Raw genomic sequence first — 17107 nt, 5'->3', positions numbered from 1 at the left:
TCTACAATCGCAAATGGTGCAAAGCCCGAAGCTGTTAGCATCCCAATAGACGCCTTGACTGTAAAGGGTTAACGTACCCAACGCACTACGTAGTCTTCGATGTCTTCTTCGTTGATTGTATTTTCCGGAATACAACGTCCAGCTGCCGATTTCTTGGCCTTAATGACACTCTGTCGAGAACCGGTATTGAGGTAATGCCAGGAAGGCAGATTTTTACCTTCGTTCAGGCGCCGATAAGCGCAGCTTGGGGGTAACCAGTGAATGGTGGCTAATTTTTCCGGGGTTAGCTGTATACAGTCAGGTACCTGTTGCTGCCGCTGTACATAGTCCTGACAACGGGCGGTCTGGCAATCCAAGAGTTTACACGCCACCTTGGTATAAGCCACCTCTGCGGTGTCTTCATCTTCTAGCTTGACCAGACAGCATAAACCACAGCCATCACACAGGGCTTCCCACTCAGCATCATTCAGCTGTTCGAGGGTATATTTTTTCCAGAATTGTGGACGAAGTGGGCTGGACATGGGCATGTAGATCAAGACATCAAAGCAGCGATTATAGCAGTTCCACCCTCTTCTGAGCGTGTTCCAGTGCACTTAACCCCTCTTACAAATTGCTCACTTATCTTTATAAAACGGATACTTTATAAACAAAAAGCTCATATCGGGTGCATAACCTCGTGCCTATACTGAATTTACATTAATAAAAATATGGAGATACGCCATGTTTCGTTGGGCTATTATTTTTGCTGTGATTGCACTGATTGCAAGTCTGCTAGGTTTTGGTGGTGTGGCAGGCTTATCCAAAGATTTTGCCGTGGTATTGTTGGTCATCGCGGTCATCCTTGCGATTGTCGGCTTTGTTTCTCGTGGTAGGGTCTAAACCCTACCTCGCAGCGTGTTATTTAAAAAAGAAGGATAACTATCCTTCTTTTTTTTATGCCCATCACTCAAAAATAATTTCTCACATTTATTTGCTTCAGTTACATTCAAGGTGATTTCGCTGAAATCTTTTTATGCTTTAATCAACAGATTCACTTATGTATACAAGGATTTAACAGATGACTGTAGCCATCAAAACCCGTGAAATTCACTACACAGCAGCAGACGGTAGCACACTGATTGGTTATTTCGCTGCACCTGAGAGTGAGACAGCAGTTGCGGGGGTACTGGTTGCACCAGAATGGTGGGGACGCAATGAATATACGGAACAGCGTGCGCGTGAACTGGCAGAACACGGTTATGCCGCCCTGGCCATCGACATGTATGGCGATAAAAAAGTAACGACCACTGCAAGCCAGGCCAATGAATGGATGATGCAGACGTTTCAGGATGCAGACACCATCGTGACGCGTGCATCAGCCAGTTTAAATACATTAGCTGGCCAGCCAGAAGTGAATGCCGATAAACTGGCAGCTATCGGTTTCTGTTATGGCGGTAAAGTAGTTTTAGATCTCGCACGTTCAGGTGCTGCGCTAAAAGCCGTCGCCACTTTCCATGGCAATTTGACTCCCAAAGCTCCAGCAGAAAAAGGCCAGGTTCAGGCCGAGATTTTAGTCTTGCATGGTGAACTGGACAGCATGGTCACACTCGATGATGTGGCTGCCTTTAAAGCCGAAATGCATGCGGCAGGAGTTGAACACGAAGTGATTGTGCTTGAAGGAGCTAAACATGGCTTTAGTAATCCACTGGCCGATGAACGCGCCAAAGCTAACGGCGTTGACTTGGGTTACAATGCCGAAGCCGAACGCCAGTCTCTCGACGCCATGTATGAATTATTAGCACGTCAACTGGGTTAAGCCTATCTTTTGCAAAGCATCATGACCGTGGTGCTTTGCCATCTACAACAGAAAATGACAACAACAAAATGAGAATGAGGACAAAACAATGACTGAAACCAACTGCCCATATTGCAATATTGATGATTACGAAGTTATCGCACAAAACGAATACGGCGCGATCATTCCGGAATTTAAACCACTGTCTAAAGGCCATTGCGTGATTGTTCCCCTGCGTCACGTCAGTTCATTTTTTGATATCACCGACAAAGAACGTAAAAGTCTGGTGACCTTACTAGAACTGGCACGCAACGAACTTCAAATACGCCATCATCCGGAAGGCTTCCATATCGGCTTTAATGATGGCTCGGTTTTTGGGGACAGCTCAGAACATCTGCATATCCACATCATCCCGCGTTATAAAGATCAAACTCTAAAACTGGATGAACGCTGGGGTATTATCAGCGGTCACTAAAGTGGCTGCCCTACGGGAGCAGATTTCAGCACTACCTTCTGCCAGCTGCTGATTTTGGCATCCTGTCCAACCTGCTTTGGTGTATCATGTCACGCTCATTTTGGTACGCGTTTGACATGAGCACTCCCTTTTCTTTTTCCGATGCATTGCTGGCCTGGTTTGATCAGTATGGCCGCCATGACTTGCCTTGGCAGCTCGCTGATGATCCTTATAAAGTCTGGGTTTCAGAAATCATGTTACAGCAAACCCAGGTCAAAACTGTACTGCAATACTTCGACCGTTTCGTGCAGCGTTTCCCTGATGTAGAAGCACTGGGACAAGCCAGCTGGGATGATGTTGCACCCTACTGGGCCGGTTTAGGGTATTACGCACGCGCACGTAATCTGCACAAAGCTGCCGGCATCGTCAGCCGTGCTGGTACATTTCCCGATACGCTCGAAGAATGGATGGCTTTGCCCGGTATTGGCCGCTCAACCGCAGGGGCATTGATGTCACTGGGGTTACGTCAATATGGCGTGATTCTGGATGGCAATGTGAAACGGGTACTGGCACGATTCTTCGCGATTGAAGATGACTTGTCGAAACCTGTACATGAGCGTGCGTTATGGCAACGTGCTGAAAACTTATGTCCGGTTGAGCGCAATCATGACTATACCCAGGCGATTATGGATCTCGGTGCCACCATCTGTACGCCGAAAAAGCCATTATGCTTGTATTGTCCGATGCAGAATCATTGTCAGGCACATCAACAGGGCTTAGAGAGCGAACTGCCTTTTAAAAAAACCAAAAAGCCGGTCCCGATAAAATCAGCGCAGGTCATGCTGCTGCATTGTGAGGGTGAGTGGCTATGGCAGCAACGTCCACTCAGCGGTTTGTGGGGAGGCCTCTGGTGTCTGCCAATTTTTGAGGATGCCACGACGTTTATCCAGCAACAGCAGAGTTTTCGGCTAAGCAGTCAGCCCCCTTCCATCCAGATTTCCCACAGTTTCACTCATTTCACATGGTTGTTGGACGCTCACTGTTTTACGGTGGCTGGCGATCAAAAAGAACATCTCATCGCCGAACTCGGTGGAGAATGGTTAAGTCCGGCACAAGCTATGAATCTGGGCATCCCGACAGCAATGAAAAAATTGATCTCGGCAGTCGATTTATGACATAGTCGAAACATCTTGATAGCTTCGCTGGGTCGATGTCACAGCAAGGATGGTTCGTGTTGCGTTTCATTCAATATAGCGTGTTGGGTTTAGCTTTAACCCTGATTGCGGCCTGTACATCAACACCCCAAAAGCCTGTCGTTTTACCGTCCGCCATGGTCGCACAGCTCTATATGACGCCTTTGCCGGAACAGCTGCCAGTTCCCGTGTCTAAAGTGAAAACCCGCCAACTGCAGGACACCTGGGGAGCCTCGCGCAGCAACGGTCGTTTGCATGAAGGCATCGACATCATGGCTCCACGTGGAACAAAAGTGCATAGCACTACGGCGGGACTGGTCGCTGACCTGCGCGATAACAGCTTGGGTGGTCTGGTGGTCTGGATTCTCGGCCCCGCCGGTTCATGGCATTATTATGCCCACCTGGATGAGCATAAACGTGGCCTGAAAGTCGGTGATTATGTCGAAGCGGGTGACCTGCTCGGCTATGTGGGTAACAGCGGTAACGCACGCCATACTGCGAGCCATTTGCATTACGCAATTTATCTTCAGGGCAAAGGTCGCGGTGCAGTCAACCCTTTCCCTTATTTACGTTAGGAAATTTTCATGTCTGAAGCCCTTCTCCATCGTCTGGTTGAATTCGCAGAATCTGGCAATCAACAAAAGATCATCTATAACGGTCAAAGTTATCAGGGCTGGATCATGGAAATTAATGAAGATGCCCTGCTGATCAGCACCGGCTTTGCGGACAAATCTGGCAAGGACTTCTGGTTAAATTTTAGCGACCTGCAACAGGCTGAATTGTCCTATTGGGACAACCAGCAAGATCAGTGGGTTCCCTTTCAGCTCTAAATTCAGGATCACGCTATGAGCCTGCAGCGTTGTGGTTGGTGCGGTACAAATGCATTGTATGTGGCCTACCATGACCAGGAATGGGGTCGGCCTGTATATGATGCAGCACAGCTGTTTGAGATGCTCTGCCTGGAGGGGCAACAAGCCGGTTTATCCTGGTTGACTGTACTGAAAAAACGCCCGGCGTATCGCGAACATTTTTTTCAATATCCTATTGCACAAATCGCTGCATTCACCGATGCTGAATTACAGCTGAAATGTCAAGACGCCGGATTAATTCGACATCTGGGCAAACTGCAGGCCATCCGTGACAATGCCTGCGCCTGGCAAACTTTACAACAACAAGAACAGGATATCGTGGCCTGGTTATGGCGTTTTACGCCTTCCCCTCGCCCTATCCATTGCATTACAGATTATCGGCAAGCCCCTGCACAGACAGAGGCAAGTCAGCGTATGTCTAAAGCGCTGAAACAATACGGTTTCAAGTTCGTGGGGCCCACCATCTGTTATGCCTTTATGCAGGCTGTAGGGATGGTGGATGATCACGAAAATCACTGTTCATTTAAATCTCAACCGGAACAATGCAATCTATAAGGGAGTACGCATGAGCGAAAATCTCATTCAGGCCTATGCAGCCATGCAGGCCGGTGAAGCACTGGTGCCTTACCAATTCGATGCAGGAGAATTACAGCCACATCAGGTCGAAGTGGATGTCGAATACTGCGGCCTGTGCCATTCCGATATTTCCATCATCAACAATGACTGGCGCTCTTCCGTGTATCCAGTCATCCCGGGTCATGAAATTATTGGTCGCATCCGCCGTCTAGGTACAGAAGCCAAAGGCCTGAAAATTGGACAACGGGTCGGGATTGGCTGGACAGCTGAAAGCTGTCAGTACTGTGATTTCTGTATCGCAGGTCAGGCTGTACAGTGTACTGGGGAACGGGTGGCTACTATCGTTGACCATGCTGGTGGTTTCGCCGATAAAGTTCGTGCCGGTTGGCAATGGGTCATTCCACTTCCTGAGGATCTGGATCCAGAAAGTGCGGGGCCGTTATTATGCGGCGGTATCACGGTTTTTAATCCGATGATCAAACATGGTATCCAAGCAGTACACCATGTCGGTGTCATCGGGATTGGTGGCCTCGGGCATATCGCGATTAAATTACTCAAAGCTTGGGGCTGTGAAATTACTGCTTTTACCTCGAGTCTGGATAAAACCGAAGAGCTCAAAGCCATGGGTGCAGATCATGTGGTGAATAGCCGTGATTCAGAGGCACTGAAAAACCAACGCGGTAAATTTGACCTGTTACTCAGCACCGTTAATGTCACGCTGGACTGGCCGGCCTATCTGAGTACGCTAGCGCCGAATGGCACGGCGCATTTGTTGGGTCTGACCTTGGAGCCAATTCCTGTTTCTGCGGGCAGTTTAATTAGTGGTTCTAAATCCATTACCGGTTCTGCAACAGGCTCCCCGGCAACCTTACGCCAGTTACTTAAATTTGCCGCAAGGAAAAACATTGCGCCACAGGTTGAAGTGTTCCCAATGTCCCAGATCAATGCAGCCATTGAACGTTTGCATTCCGGCAAAGCACGTTATCGCATTGTGCTAAAAGCAGACTTTTAAAAGCACTGATTGATATGAAAATGGCCAGGTTCAACCTGGCCATTTGCTTACTACGAGACTGGGCTCATTAGACTTCAATGTCGTTAAAACCTAATACATCTTTCATATCGTATTTACGTGCTTCACGGCCAACCACCCAAGCAGCAGCACGTACCGCACCTGCAGCAAAGTTCATACGGTTGGTCGCTTTATGCGTCACTTCAACACGCTCGCCTTCACCAATAAACATCACGGTGTGTTCACCCACGATATCGCCACCGCGAATGGTTTCAAAACCGATGGTTTGACGGTCACGTGGTCCAGTATAACCTTCACGGCCATACACTGCGACTTCTTTCAGATTACGACCCAAAGTATCGGCAACCGCTTCACCCATCATCAAAGCAGTACCTGATGGCGCATCGACTTTATGACGGTGATGCGCTTCAATAATCTCGATATCAACCGTATCACCAAATACTTTTGCTGCCAGTTCAAGCAGTTTGATCGACACATTCACGCCTACAGAGTAGTTTGCTGCATAGACCACCGGCGTTTGTGTCGCACTTTCATCCAGCACGGCTTTTTGTTCGTCGTTCATACCAGTGGTACCAATCACCATTGCCACACCGGCTTCACGGCATAATTTCAAATGCTGTTCGGTTGCAGCAGGTGCAGTAAAGTCAATCACGACATCACAGTCCTGTAGCACATCTTTCAGATTACCGACCACCTTCACGCCAATGGCGCCGATTCCTGCCAGCTCACCGGCATCAGCACCCAGTAAAGAACTCTCAGGACGTTCAACCGCAGCAGCCAATTGATAACCTGCCTGTTGTACGGCCTGAATCAGGATACGTCCCATACGGCCACCTGCGCCCAATACACCAATGCGTGGAGTTGCTGACATAATATTTTCCTAAACTCAATTTTCAAATTCTGCCTACTATATCAAAACTCTCTCCTGTCGCTAAAACTTCAACAGAAAAAAAGCCGTCATTCGGCAGTTTTTAGCTTGGAGCGCTTCTGCTTCGGATGAATGCAGGCTGAAGTTCATCCATCGCGGACACAGCACTGTTTTCCATCTAAAAAAACCGTAAAAAAACCTGTCAATGACACAACTTTTTCACAAAAGTTAAAACATTCCTGCGCACACTAAGCCACGAATGAAAACAACACGAATTATAAGGAGTTCAGGAATGCATTCGAAAAAAATCGCTTTAGCCGTTATTTTAGGATTCACAAGCTTTGCCACCTTTGCTGAGCCAGCTGTTCAACCGGGTGAAACCTTAGAGAGCCTTGCAAAAGTACGTGTAAACACCACGGTCAATGGTCAACCAGGTTCAATTAAGCAACTTGTTGCAGCGGGTCAAATCAAAGTAGCAGCAGAAGATCTTCCGGTCAGCGTGGATGATATTGACAGCATCATCGTCGAAGAAACAGCAGCACCTAAAGCAAACAGTAAAGTAGAAACATCTGCAACTGAAAAGAAAGCAGTACAACAGCCTGCTCAAGCTGCTGCTGAAACCACACCTGCAGCTCCGACTGAAGAAATGGTTAATGTTGAAGATATCGATCCTGCGCAACCCGCTTAAGCCAATGCTGTCTTAGAACGTTTAGAACGCCCCAACAGAACGTTCGTCTCGATCTTCAAAAAATGCAGTATATAAAAAAGGGAATCTGTAATTTACAGACTCTCTTTTTTATTGCATCTTCGCGAGACTTAGTCAAAAAGACGGTCAAAGAATGACTTTTTCTTTGGGGATGATTTGTTGTCATCACCATCCAGGGTCGCTTGTAACTCTTTGAGCAATTCACGCTGGCGACTGGTCAGATTCACTGGCGTTTCCACCACAATACGGCAAAGCAGATCGCCCACCATACTGCTACGTACCGGACGTACCCCTTTACCCCGTAAACGGAACAGTTTACCGGTTTGCGTACCTTCCGGAATTTTCAGGCTGACACGACCATCCAGCGTTGGAATCTCAATTTCTTTACCCAAAGCCGCATCCGCAATCGTAATCGGCACGTCCATATACAGATCAGCACCATCACGCTGGAACACTTCGTGCTCGCGTACCACGACTTCAACGTACAAATCACCGGATTGACCATCACGGATCGCTTCGCCTTTACCGCTCAAACGTACGCGGTCACCATTATCTACACCGGCTGGAATCGTGACTTCAAGTGTTTGCTGACGATCAGCAACACCTGAACCATGACAGCTGCCACATGGGTTCTTGATGATTTGGCCTTGACCACGGCAAGTTCCACAGGTTTGCTGTACCGAAAAGAAGCCTTGCTGCATACGAACCTGACCGGCACCATGACAGGTTGGACAGGTCTCGACATCATTCGGATTTTTTGAACCCTTACCATCACACGCTTCACATGGTGCAGGTGCAGTGAACGTAATGGTTTTTTTCACGCCTTTTACGGCTTCTTCCAGGGTGAGTTCCATTACATAACGCAGGTCAGAACCGCGACGCTGGCGTTGCTGGCGTCCACCACCACCGCCAAACGCACCACCGAAAATGTCACCAAACTGGCTAAAGATGTCTTCGGCGCTAAAACCACCGAAACCGCCACCACCACCGCCACCAAAGCCACCTTCAAACGCATTGTGACCCATACGGTCATACATGCTGCGTTTTTCACTGTCGGATAGAACTTCGTAGGCTTCAGAGGCTTCTTTGAATTTTTCTTCAGCTTCAGGATTGTCAGGATTACGGTCTGGATGATATTTCATCGCCAACTTACGGTAGGCTTTTTTGATTTCATCATCACTTGCGGTTTTCGAAACGCCTAAAACCTCATAATAATCACGTTTAGCCATGACTGGCGATGCTCCTCACGGAATTCGGGAATAACTTAACTGTGCTGTAGATTGGGGGTAATACCCAGTTTTACAAGGGCGAAGCTGGATTTTTTTCAGCGCCTTAGAAAACTGCCTTGTGTTTAATATATCGGGATAACCCTTTAATCCAGGCATTGAACAGATAGAGCCAGGCAATCCCCGAAAATACCACTCCAGCTACCGTACAAGCGGTCACCCAAAGCTGGCTGTCCCAATAAAAGAAAATGAGCGGAATAAACCATAATGCGGAGAACGCAGCTAAAATCAGAAACAGGACGATATTACGCATAATCCATAAAGCATGGGCTTGCAGCCAGACTTCCGTCTGTTCGACCTGTACAACCTTACGCGCGAACCAGTACGCTACGATGCCAAAGACCAGCGTCAGTAGCGTGAGAAACATGAAGACATAGGAAATCGTAATATAACGACGGTGCAGCTCTAGATTGTCTTGCCCCATGTGTGTGACCTCATCCATTGCATTCTTTTTTGAGGTTGTGCAACGAAAATACTGTGTTTATTTTGTTTAAAAGATAGGGCGCTACTATATTGAAATTTTCTATCTTTCGCACGTCATATTCGTAAAAAAATTACGCCTTATGAATACATTCTGACACTAGTCACTTGGCGCAGCAAAGCTGTCTTCAATAAAAACGAGAACTGCTTAACACTTCAAATAATTTGCACTTTTATTGTACAGAAAATATCAGTATTGCTAGATGCTTTTCACAGCCTGAACAGCTCTTTTTATCGATCAGCCTAAACTTCTGGTTGCCGTATCAACCATCAGCTGCTCTTTTTGCTGTGATCTGCGAAAAAAACATGATAAATGCTTAGAGAATAAACATGTGAGGACTTGGAATGTCACGGAATCGCGTTATATTCGAAACAAGAACAACAGGAGACAAAAAACATGATTCAACAAATTGATGCTCCACTGCGTGAGGACGTACGCTTACTTGGAAATTTACTCGGTGAAACCTTAAAACAGCACGCCGGGCACGATTTGTTTAATCAGGTTGAGCAGATACGTGCCTTGGCGAAAGGTGCACGTGATGGTCAGGTTGAAGCAGAAAAGCAACTCGAACAACTGTTCCTGACTTTAGAAGATGATGAAATTCTACCTTTGGCACGGGCATTTACCCACTTCCTGAATTTTGCCAACATTGCCGAACAGTACCATGTGGTGCGTAGCCGCCGACAAAGTGAATTTGACCCGGATGCACCTTCACCGAATCCACTGGATCATCTGTTTGCCAAATTTAAAGCCAACGAGATTTCAGCAGATACCCTTTTTCAGCAAATTTGTGAGCTGAAGATTGAATTGGTGCTGACCGCCCACCCGACTGAAGTCAGCCGCCGCACCCTGATTCAAAAATATGATGATATTAATGAATGCCTGAGTAAATTTGACCAGCAGAAACTGACCCCAAAACAGCGTCAGGACGTGTTGAATGAACTGAAACAGCTAGTCTGCTCCGCCTGGCAAACCGATGAAATCCGCCAAAACCGCCCGACACCGATCGATGAGGCGAAATGGGGATTTACCACCATCGAACAAACCCTGTGGAATACCGTTCCCAAATTTGTGCGTGAACTGAATGAACTGGTGGAACAGCATTGTGGTCGTTCACTGCCGTTAGCCGTCGCACCGATCCGTTTCGCCTCCTGGATGGGCGGTGACCGGGATGGCAACCCGAATGTCACCCATAAGGTGACGCAAGAAGTGCTCTGGTTATCCCGCTGGCAGGCCGCTGAGTTGTATCTGCGTGACATTGAAGATTTACGCTGGGAACTGTCGATTCAAAGCTGCTCGAATGAACTGATCCAGGCTTTGGGAGGTGAACATCCAGAACCTTACCGTGCCTATCTGCGTGCCACGCGTGAACGCTTGAAAGCGACACGCCAATGGCTAGCGCAAAAACTGCAAGGCATAGACAGTGATGATGAAGGGGTGATTCACAGCAAACAGGAACTGCTCGAACCGCTGCTGCTCTGCTATCGCTCACTGCTGGCCTGTAATTTACCTGAAATTGCCAATGGCAAACTGCTGGACTTTATTCACCGGGTCAACTGCTTCGGGATTGAACTGTTAAAACTGGATATTCGTCAGGAATCCGGACGCCATCGTCAGGCCATTTCAGCGATTACCGAATATCTGGGCTTGGGTAATTTTGAGACCTGGACCGAGCAGGCACGCCAGAATTTCCTGCTGCAGGAACTGCAAAGCAAACGTCCATTATTGCCAAAATATCTGAATGAACCACAAGACAGCCTGATTGAGCATCCTGATGTCAAAGAGGTTTTCGCAACCATGCGCACCCTGGCCGAACAGCCGGCAGAATGCTTGGGGGCTTATATTATTTCCATGGCGGAATATCCAAGTGATGTTTTGGCCGTGCTGTTATTGCAAAAAGAAGCGGGCATCAAACAACCCTTACGTGTGGTTCCACTGTTTGAAACCTTGAAAGACCTAGACGGCGCAGCACAAACCATGCAAACCCTATTCAGTATGCACTGGTACAAACAGCATATTCAGGGCAAACATGAGGTGATGATCGGTTATTCCGACTCCGCCAAGGACGCCGGATTTATGTCCGCCAACTGGGCACAGTATCGCGCACAGGAAGAACTGACCGCAGTCGCTCAACAGCATGGCATCCAGCTCACCCTTTTCCACGGCCGTGGCGGTTCGATTAGCCGTGGCGGTGCACCAACCCAGCAAGCCTTGTTCTCACAACCGCCAGGTTCCATTTCTGGTGCAATCCGGGTGACGGAACAGGGCGAAATGATCCGCTTTAAGTTTGGTCTGGAAGGCATCGCTTTGCAAAATCTGGAAGTTTACACTGCCGCTACCCTGGAAGCGACGCTGTTACCTCCGCCTGAACCTAAACCGGAATGGCGTGAACTGATGCACCAGATGACCGAATGCTCAGTAGGAGTTTACCGTCAAACAGTGCGGGAAAATCCACATTTTGTGCAGTACCTGCGTACCGTAACACCGGAGCTTGAACTGCAAATGCTACCTTTGGGCTCACGTCCGGCAAAACGCAAAGTCAGCGGTGGCATCGAGTCCTTACGTGCGATTCCATGGGTATTCGCCTGGACACAGATTCGTCTGATGTTACCGGCATGGCTCGGGACAGGTGCAGCGATCAATCAGGTACTTGCTGAAGGTCAGCATGCGGTACTGGATGAAATGCTGCAGGCTTGGCCGTATTTCCAGACCTTGATTGATATGCTGGAAATGGTCTTGTCCAAAGCGGATAGCAATATCGCACTGTATTACGAATCACAACTGACGGATGATGAAGACCTAAAAACTTTAGGTGCCGAACTGCGCCGACGTCTACATGATGCGGTACAGACGCTCTTGACCATCAAAGGGGAATCCAAATTGCTCAGTCAAAATGAGGTTCTGGATCAATCCATGCGGGTGCGTAAAACCTACCTGCTGCCTTTACATCTGTTACAGGCCGAGTTGATGAAACGTCGCCGAATTTATCTGGCCGAGCGCAATGCCGAACATACGCCAGTGGACCATGCGTTGATGGTCACGATTGCCGGTATTGCCGCAGGTTTACGTAATACGGGTTAAAATCTGATACCGAGGCGGTGCTGCCTGAGCTGGCACCGCTTTTTATTGACCAAATGGTCTATATTTAAAAAGTAATTATGATTAATTTTTAATCCATCAAAAAATTATATCGTTTTTTTATTCTTATCAATCTATCTATATTTAACAGGAATGGATAGATTTATCTGCTGATCTTCAAGAAAAAATGCACAATAAATTGATACAGTTATGTTTAGCTAAAATCGCACCACAATTTTACCATTTGGTATAAATATAAAATTAAATCAAGCTTTTGACTTAACAGCCTGGCACTTCGGTCAATTAAATCTTGATGCAAGAACAGGTATGATGTGCCGAATTGATACTTAAAGAGTTCATTTTATGTCCAATTGGTTTCCCAAATGGCGTCCTTATGATGGCCACATGGAACAGCGGCCGGTTTCAACCAATGAATACCTCCCCCCCTTGCAAAGTTTGGTACTGGGCATTCAGCATGCATTTGCCATGTTCGGTGCCACAGTTTTAGCCCCTCTATTAATGGGATTTAACCCGAATCTGGCAATTCTGATGTCAGGGATCTGTACCCTGCTGTTTTTCATCCTGACAGGCGGACGTGTTCCCAGCTATCTCGGTTCTAGTTTTGCCTTTATTGGGGTTGTCGCGGCAGCGACCGGGCACATTACCGGTTCAGGTGCCAATCCGAATTTATCGGTCGCCTTAGGCGGCATTGTGGCCTGTGGGGTGCTGTATGCCCTGATTGGCTTTATGGTGATGCTCACCGGGACACGCTGGATTGAAAAACTGATGCCTCCTGTCGTAACAGGCGCGGTGGTGATGATTATTGGTCTGAATCTAGCACCGGTTACGGTCAAAGGCGTTGCAGGGCAACCGTTCGAAATGTGGATGGCCCTCCTGACTGTACTCTGTATGGGACTGATTGCCGTGTTTAGCCGAGGTTTGCTACAGCGGCTACTGTTACTGGTCGGCTTGTTATTGGCTTATGCACTTTATGCGCTACTGACCAATGGCTTAGGCTTCGGTCAAGCCATCGATTTTTCAACAGTGGCTCAGGCAGCGTGGTTCGGCTTGCCTACTTTCTCCAGTCCTCGTTTTGAACTGAATGCCATGCTGATTATTGCCCCAGTCGCCCTGATTCTGGTGGCAGAAAATTTGGGACATATCAAAGCGGTTGGTGCCATGACCGGAGAAAATCTCACCCCACAACTCGGTAAGGCCTTTGTTGCAGATGGCCTAGCCACCACTCTCTCAGGTAGTGTGGGTGCACCGGGTATGACCACCTATGGTGAAAATATTGGAGTAATGGCAGTCACCCGCGTGTATTCCACAATTATTTTTGTGATTGCCGGTATTTTTGCCATCTTTCTCGGTTTGTCACCGAAATTTGGTGCAATCATCAGTACCATTCCGAGCGCGGTTCTCACTGGGGCTTCAATTGTGGTGTTTGGGTTGATTACCATCGCTGGTGCCAAAATCTGGATTGAACACAAAGTGGATTTTTCCAACAACAAAAACCTGATTGTTGCTGCAGTGACCGTGATTTTGGGCGCGGGAAATTTTGAATTGACCTTGGGCAGTTTCAATCTAGGCGGCATCGGAACCGCGACTTTTGCCGCAATTCTGCTGAACTGGCTATTTAGCCTGAAAGATCCTAGCTATTGAATATTTATGTCATGTATTCAGCAGCCTTGAGGGCTGCTTTTTTTATGGAATTATTCAGTTTCCTGCTGTTTGTAGCGGTCTTCCAGTACGTTACTAAAAATGCTTTCAACCATCCAGATCCGGTATAAGCTGTTAAACACATAGCTTTGTCCATCAATGCGTAATTCCAGCACCGGAAAACCCGGCTGATGTTTGGCTGTGCACAACGCGTCATTCTGCTGCAACATGCTGACTACATCCACCTCGGCCAGCTGTTCAATTCCCAAAGCCTGCTGCATTTGCTGCAGGTGGGCCTTAAAGGAGAAATCTTTGCCCTTGGTCCAGACTGCTTTCAGGATTTCATACATGCCTTCCAACTGTTGCTCTTGCGGTACGCTATAGAACAAATGAGCCATATTCAGCGCAGCCTCCTGGGTGGGGCGGCAGAATGGGGTAAAGGCTACTTCGGTCCGTTTCGATAAACGGGTGGCCAGACTCCAGTCAAAAAAGTCACGGCGATGATAACCAATCGGATAAAGATTCAATTGGATATTATAGTAATCCGCCAATTCTTCCTTGATATAGGCCAATAACAGCCAGCTGATCGGATCTTCCAGTGCAATAAACAGGTCGAGTTCAGGGTGCAGTGACTGAATCTCAGTGAGTGCTTCGGCATCGTTAATCAGATGCTCGCGCCATTCAATATGATTGATCAGAAAAATCGGGTTACCCGTCAGCAAATGCTGCTGTTTTAAACGCCGGGTCAAACGTAGCAAATCATCAACCGCATGGTATTGGCGTTCACCAAACTCGTAATAACTCACCAGAACAGGCATCTGATTAAACACCCGTTCCGGAATATCTTGTGGCGTGTGATGCTGGCTGGCCATTTGATACAGGGTTTTCAGCTTGCCATATTGCTGTTGCCACAGCATATGAAAGACATCTTCTAACAGATACAGAAAATTTTGCCCGCGTAAGGGTGTGTTTTTCAGAATGACCGTCGCCTGCTCCAGCGCTTCTTGTTTGGGTGTTTCCGGAAATTCATCAAAACCAAATCGATGCTGCTTGGCCAGAATTTTGGCATCGTTATAGCAATAGCTTTGCCACTCGGCCGTACTCATGCCATTGGGTGGCTCAGGTGCATAGCTAGAAATAACAATCTTCAGCGGTTTTAACTCATCGCTCAGAATTTCGTCCAGCTGCGCCAGGGTCTGTACGGCTAGATAACTATAAACATCATCCAGACGTAAATAGATACTCAACCCCTTCTCGGTCGAAAGCACCTCCTGTCGAGACGGTTTCTGGTAAAACCAGCTCGATCGAATTGGATCAAACCAACGGCGCAGCAGTGACATGAGAATGGCCTCGACAATATAAACCCTTGTATTCCTACAAGGGTTATATCAATTCAAAATCAAATGATCAATTACACATCCAGCTGAAGATCGGTCACCGCACCTTTATCGGCCCCAGCCGCCAGCTTGGCAAATTTGGCCAGAGCGCCTGAAGTGTAGTTCGGTTGCGGTTTGACCCAAGCAGCTTTACGGGCCGTCAGCTCTTCATCTGAAACATGCAGAGTAATTTCATGCGTTTCCGCATTGATGGAGATCTTATCACCATTTTGCACCAAACCAATCGGGCCACCTTCATAGGCTTCAGGGGTAACGTGACCGATGACGAAGCCATGGCTGCCCCCCGAAAAACGCCCATCGGTAATCAATGCCACAGACTGGCCTAACCCTTTACCAATAATCGCCGAAGTCGGTTTCAGCATTTCCGGCATGCCTGGCCCGCCTTTTGGACCTTCACCGCGGATCACCACCACTTCACCTTCCTGCACTTCACCATCCAGAATACCGCGCATGGCACCAACTTCACCTTCAAACACCCGCGCCGGGCCTTCAAAGTATAGGCCTTCTTTACCGGTAATTTTAGCCACAGCTCCGGTTGGCGACAGATTGCCTTTCAAGATCACCAGATGAGAATCTTTTTTGATCGGGGCAGTAAATGGCATGATAATTTGCTGGCCTGCTGGGTAATCTTCCACATCCGCCAGGTTTTCTGCCAGGGTTTTACCTGTGACAGTTAAACAAGAACCATCCAGCATGCCGGCATCCAGCATACGTTTCATTAAAGGCTGAATCCCGCCAATCGCGATCAGCTCCGACATGGAGTATTTGCCCGATGGACGCACATCCGCAACCACCGGAATTTCAGCGCCAATACGCGAGAAATCATCCAGGGTAATTTTTACGCCTGCCGTATGTGCCATCGCGATCAGATGCAGCACGCCATTGGTGGATCCACCGAGTGCAATCAATACCTTGATGGCATTTTCAAAAGCCGCCTTGGTCATGATGTCACGTGGTTTAATGTCAAGACGCAGCAGATTCATCACGGCTGCACCGGCACGTTCACAGTCCAGTAATTTATCTTTGGATACAGCTTCCTGTGCTGAAGAACCTGGCAAACTCATGCCTAGGGCTTCAATCGCAGAAGCCATCGAGTTTGCGGTATACATACCGCCACAGGAACCGGGACCCGGAATCGCCACTTCCTCAATCTGCTTGACCTGAATTTCGCTGTATTCACCTTTGGCGTGTTTGCCCACCGCTTCAAATACGGAAATAATATCGGTATTTCCTTTACCCGGCTGGATCGACCCCCCATAAATAAACAGCCCTGGACGGTTTAAACGTGCCAGTCCCATCAGGCAGCCCGGCATATTTTTGTCACAGCCCCCAATCGCAATCACACCATCATAGCCCTGACAGCCCACCACTGCTTCAATCGAATCAGCAATAATCTCCCGTGACAGCAAGGAATATTTCATACCCTCAGTACCATTCGAGATCCCGTCGGAGATGGTAATGGTGTTGAAAATAACACCCTTACCACCCGCGCTATTCACGCCATTTTCCACTTCACGCGCCAGACCATCAATGTGCATATTACACGGCGTGACATTGGCCCAGGTTGAGGCAATGCCGATCTGCGGTTTGTTAAAGTCTTCATCACGGAAGCCCACAGCACGCAACATGGAACGTGCAGGTGCATTTTCTACGCCATCAAAAACCGGGGAAGAATGTTCGCGGATGTTTTGTTTACTCATAGGGGGACTCCGTGGCTCAATGCTGGCCTTAATTAC

At 48.0% G+C, this 17107-nt stretch carries 16 protein-coding genes and 1 pseudogene; 11 read left to right on the top strand and 6 right to left on the bottom strand.

What is annotated here, in order from left to right:
- Positions 1–68: 68 nt before the first annotated feature.
- Complete coding sequence (locus PGW99_RS11830; RefSeq protein WP_442784396.1) at positions 69–521, bottom strand: YcgN family cysteine cluster protein; 453 nt, start codon at positions 519–521, stop codon at positions 69–71.
- A gap of 199 nt (positions 522–720) precedes the next feature.
- Here PGW99_RS11830 and PGW99_RS11825 point away from each other — a divergent pair, with 199 nt between their 5' ends.
- From PGW99_RS11825 to ahr, 8 genes and pseudogenes are all read left to right on the top strand, one after another.
- The gene (locus PGW99_RS11825) at positions 721–879 is read left to right on the top strand and encodes a DUF1328 domain-containing protein (RefSeq protein ID WP_273777916.1); all 159 of its coding nucleotides are present in this window, start codon (positions 721–723) and stop codon (positions 877–879) included.
- A gap of 178 nt (positions 880–1057) precedes the next feature.
- Positions 1058–1795 (top strand): dienelactone hydrolase family protein, encoded by a 738-nt coding sequence (locus PGW99_RS11820; protein ID WP_273777915.1) that lies wholly within the window; start codon positions 1058–1060, stop codon positions 1793–1795.
- 82 nt (positions 1796–1877) lie between these two features.
- Positions 1878–2249: pseudogene (locus PGW99_RS11815) on the top strand (HIT family protein); the annotation flags it as partial.
- A gap of 116 nt (positions 2250–2365) precedes the next feature.
- Positions 2366–3403 carry an A/G-specific adenine glycosylase gene (gene mutY, locus PGW99_RS11810; RefSeq protein WP_273777912.1) on the top strand — a complete coding sequence of 346 codons (1038 nt, stop codon included), beginning with the start codon at positions 2366–2368 and terminating at the stop codon, positions 3401–3403.
- Positions 3404–3459: 56 nt separating this feature from the next.
- On the top strand, positions 3460–3996 hold the full coding sequence (locus PGW99_RS11805) for a M23 family metallopeptidase (protein ID WP_273777911.1): 537 nt from the start codon (positions 3460–3462) through the stop codon (positions 3994–3996).
- Between the two features lie 9 nt (positions 3997–4005).
- Complete coding sequence (locus PGW99_RS11800; protein WP_273777910.1) at positions 4006–4251, top strand: hypothetical protein; 246 nt, start codon at positions 4006–4008, stop codon at positions 4249–4251.
- A 15-nt stretch (positions 4252–4266) separates the two neighbouring features.
- Positions 4267–4845, top strand: a complete 579-nt coding sequence (locus PGW99_RS11795; RefSeq protein WP_273777909.1) for a DNA-3-methyladenine glycosylase I — start codon at positions 4267–4269, stop codon at positions 4843–4845.
- 10 nt (positions 4846–4855) lie between these two features.
- Entirely contained in the window at positions 4856–5878 is a 1023-nt protein-coding gene (gene ahr / locus PGW99_RS11790) for an NADPH-dependent aldehyde reductase Ahr (RefSeq protein ID WP_273777908.1), read from the top strand.
- A gap of 67 nt (positions 5879–5945) precedes the next feature.
- Here ahr and dapB read toward each other — a convergent pair whose 3' ends face one another.
- Positions 5946–6767, bottom strand: coding sequence for a 4-hydroxy-tetrahydrodipicolinate reductase (gene dapB, locus PGW99_RS11785; RefSeq protein WP_273777906.1), 822 nt, complete (start codon positions 6765–6767; stop codon positions 5946–5948).
- Positions 6768–7056: 289 nt separating this feature from the next.
- Here dapB and PGW99_RS11780 point away from each other — a divergent pair, with 289 nt between their 5' ends.
- The gene (locus PGW99_RS11780) at positions 7057–7452 is read left to right on the top strand and encodes a hypothetical protein (RefSeq protein WP_273777905.1); all 396 of its coding nucleotides are present in this window, start codon (positions 7057–7059) and stop codon (positions 7450–7452) included.
- 128 nt (positions 7453–7580) lie between these two features.
- On the opposite strand, the gene dnaJ is transcribed toward PGW99_RS11780, so the two are convergent.
- Both dnaJ and PGW99_RS11770 read right to left on the bottom strand, forming a co-directional pair.
- Positions 7581–8699 (bottom strand): molecular chaperone DnaJ, encoded by a 1119-nt coding sequence (gene dnaJ, locus PGW99_RS11775; RefSeq protein WP_273777904.1) that lies wholly within the window; start codon positions 8697–8699, stop codon positions 7581–7583.
- Between the two features lie 103 nt (positions 8700–8802).
- On the bottom strand, positions 8803–9180 hold the full coding sequence (locus PGW99_RS11770; RefSeq protein WP_273777903.1) for a hypothetical protein: 378 nt from the start codon (positions 9178–9180) through the stop codon (positions 8803–8805).
- A 453-nt stretch (positions 9181–9633) separates the two neighbouring features.
- On the opposite strand from PGW99_RS11770, the gene ppc reads away from it, so the two are divergent.
- The gene (gene ppc / locus PGW99_RS11765) at positions 9634–12318 is read left to right on the top strand and encodes a phosphoenolpyruvate carboxylase (RefSeq protein WP_273777901.1); all 2685 of its coding nucleotides are present in this window, start codon (positions 9634–9636) and stop codon (positions 12316–12318) included.
- 360 nt (positions 12319–12678) lie between these two features.
- Entirely contained in the window at positions 12679–13977 is a 1299-nt protein-coding gene (locus PGW99_RS11760) for a solute carrier family 23 protein (protein ID WP_273777900.1), read from the top strand.
- A gap of 50 nt (positions 13978–14027) precedes the next feature.
- On the opposite strand, the gene PGW99_RS11755 is transcribed toward PGW99_RS11760, so the two are convergent.
- The gene (locus PGW99_RS11755; RefSeq protein ID WP_273777899.1) at positions 14028–15314 is read right to left on the bottom strand and encodes a hypothetical protein; all 1287 of its coding nucleotides are present in this window, start codon (positions 15312–15314) and stop codon (positions 14028–14030) included.
- A gap of 71 nt (positions 15315–15385) precedes the next feature.
- Positions 15386–17071: a dihydroxy-acid dehydratase gene (gene ilvD / locus PGW99_RS11750; protein ID WP_273777898.1), complete on the bottom strand. Its 1686-nt coding sequence runs from the start codon at positions 17069–17071 to the stop codon at positions 15386–15388.
- Positions 17072–17107: the final 36 nt, after the last annotated feature.

It is taken from the genome of Acinetobacter sp. GSS19, from assembly GCF_028621895.1.
In the GTDB taxonomy this organism is placed as follows: Bacteria; Pseudomonadota; Gammaproteobacteria; order Pseudomonadales; family Moraxellaceae; genus Acinetobacter.
The sequence above is the reverse complement of the archived record's forward strand: the minus strand, read 5'-3'. Positions and strand labels throughout refer to the sequence as shown.

What these genes read in the sequence shown, in the direction of transcription:
- PGW99_RS11820 (WP_273777915.1), top strand. Translation starts at nt 1,058, where the DNA reads ATGACTGTAGCCATCAAAACCCGTGAAATTCACTACACAGCAGCAGAC.
- PGW99_RS11755 (WP_273777899.1), bottom strand. Translation starts at nt 15,314, where the DNA reads ATGTCACTGCTGCGCCGTTGGTTTGATCCAATTCGATCGAGCTGGTTT.
- ahr (WP_273777908.1), top strand. Translation starts at nt 4,856, where the DNA reads ATGAGCGAAAATCTCATTCAGGCCTATGCAGCCATGCAGGCCGGTGAA.
- dnaJ (WP_273777904.1), bottom strand. Translation starts at nt 8,699, where the DNA reads ATGGCTAAACGTGATTATTATGAGGTTTTAGGCGTTTCGAAAACCGCA.
- PGW99_RS11825 (WP_273777916.1), top strand. Translation starts at nt 721, where the DNA reads ATGTTTCGTTGGGCTATTATTTTTGCTGTGATTGCACTGATTGCAAGT.
- mutY (WP_273777912.1), top strand. Translation starts at nt 2,366, where the DNA reads ATGAGCACTCCCTTTTCTTTTTCCGATGCATTGCTGGCCTGGTTTGAT.
- PGW99_RS11770 (WP_273777903.1), bottom strand. Translation starts at nt 9,180, where the DNA reads ATGGGGCAAGACAATCTAGAGCTGCACCGTCGTTATATTACGATTTCC.
- PGW99_RS11830 (WP_442784396.1), bottom strand. Translation starts at nt 521, where the DNA reads ATGTCCAGCCCACTTCGTCCACAATTCTGGAAAAAATATACCCTCGAA.
- PGW99_RS11795 (WP_273777909.1), top strand. Translation starts at nt 4,267, where the DNA reads ATGAGCCTGCAGCGTTGTGGTTGGTGCGGTACAAATGCATTGTATGTG.
- ppc (WP_273777901.1), top strand. Translation starts at nt 9,634, where the DNA reads ATGATTCAACAAATTGATGCTCCACTGCGTGAGGACGTACGCTTACTT.
- ilvD (WP_273777898.1), bottom strand. Translation starts at nt 17,071, where the DNA reads ATGAGTAAACAAAACATCCGCGAACATTCTTCCCCGGTTTTTGATGGC.
- PGW99_RS11780 (WP_273777905.1), top strand. Translation starts at nt 7,057, where the DNA reads ATGCATTCGAAAAAAATCGCTTTAGCCGTTATTTTAGGATTCACAAGC.
- dapB (WP_273777906.1), bottom strand. Translation starts at nt 6,767, where the DNA reads ATGTCAGCAACTCCACGCATTGGTGTATTGGGCGCAGGTGGCCGTATG.
- PGW99_RS11760 (WP_273777900.1), top strand. Translation starts at nt 12,679, where the DNA reads ATGTCCAATTGGTTTCCCAAATGGCGTCCTTATGATGGCCACATGGAA.
- PGW99_RS11800 (WP_273777910.1), top strand. Translation starts at nt 4,006, where the DNA reads ATGTCTGAAGCCCTTCTCCATCGTCTGGTTGAATTCGCAGAATCTGGC.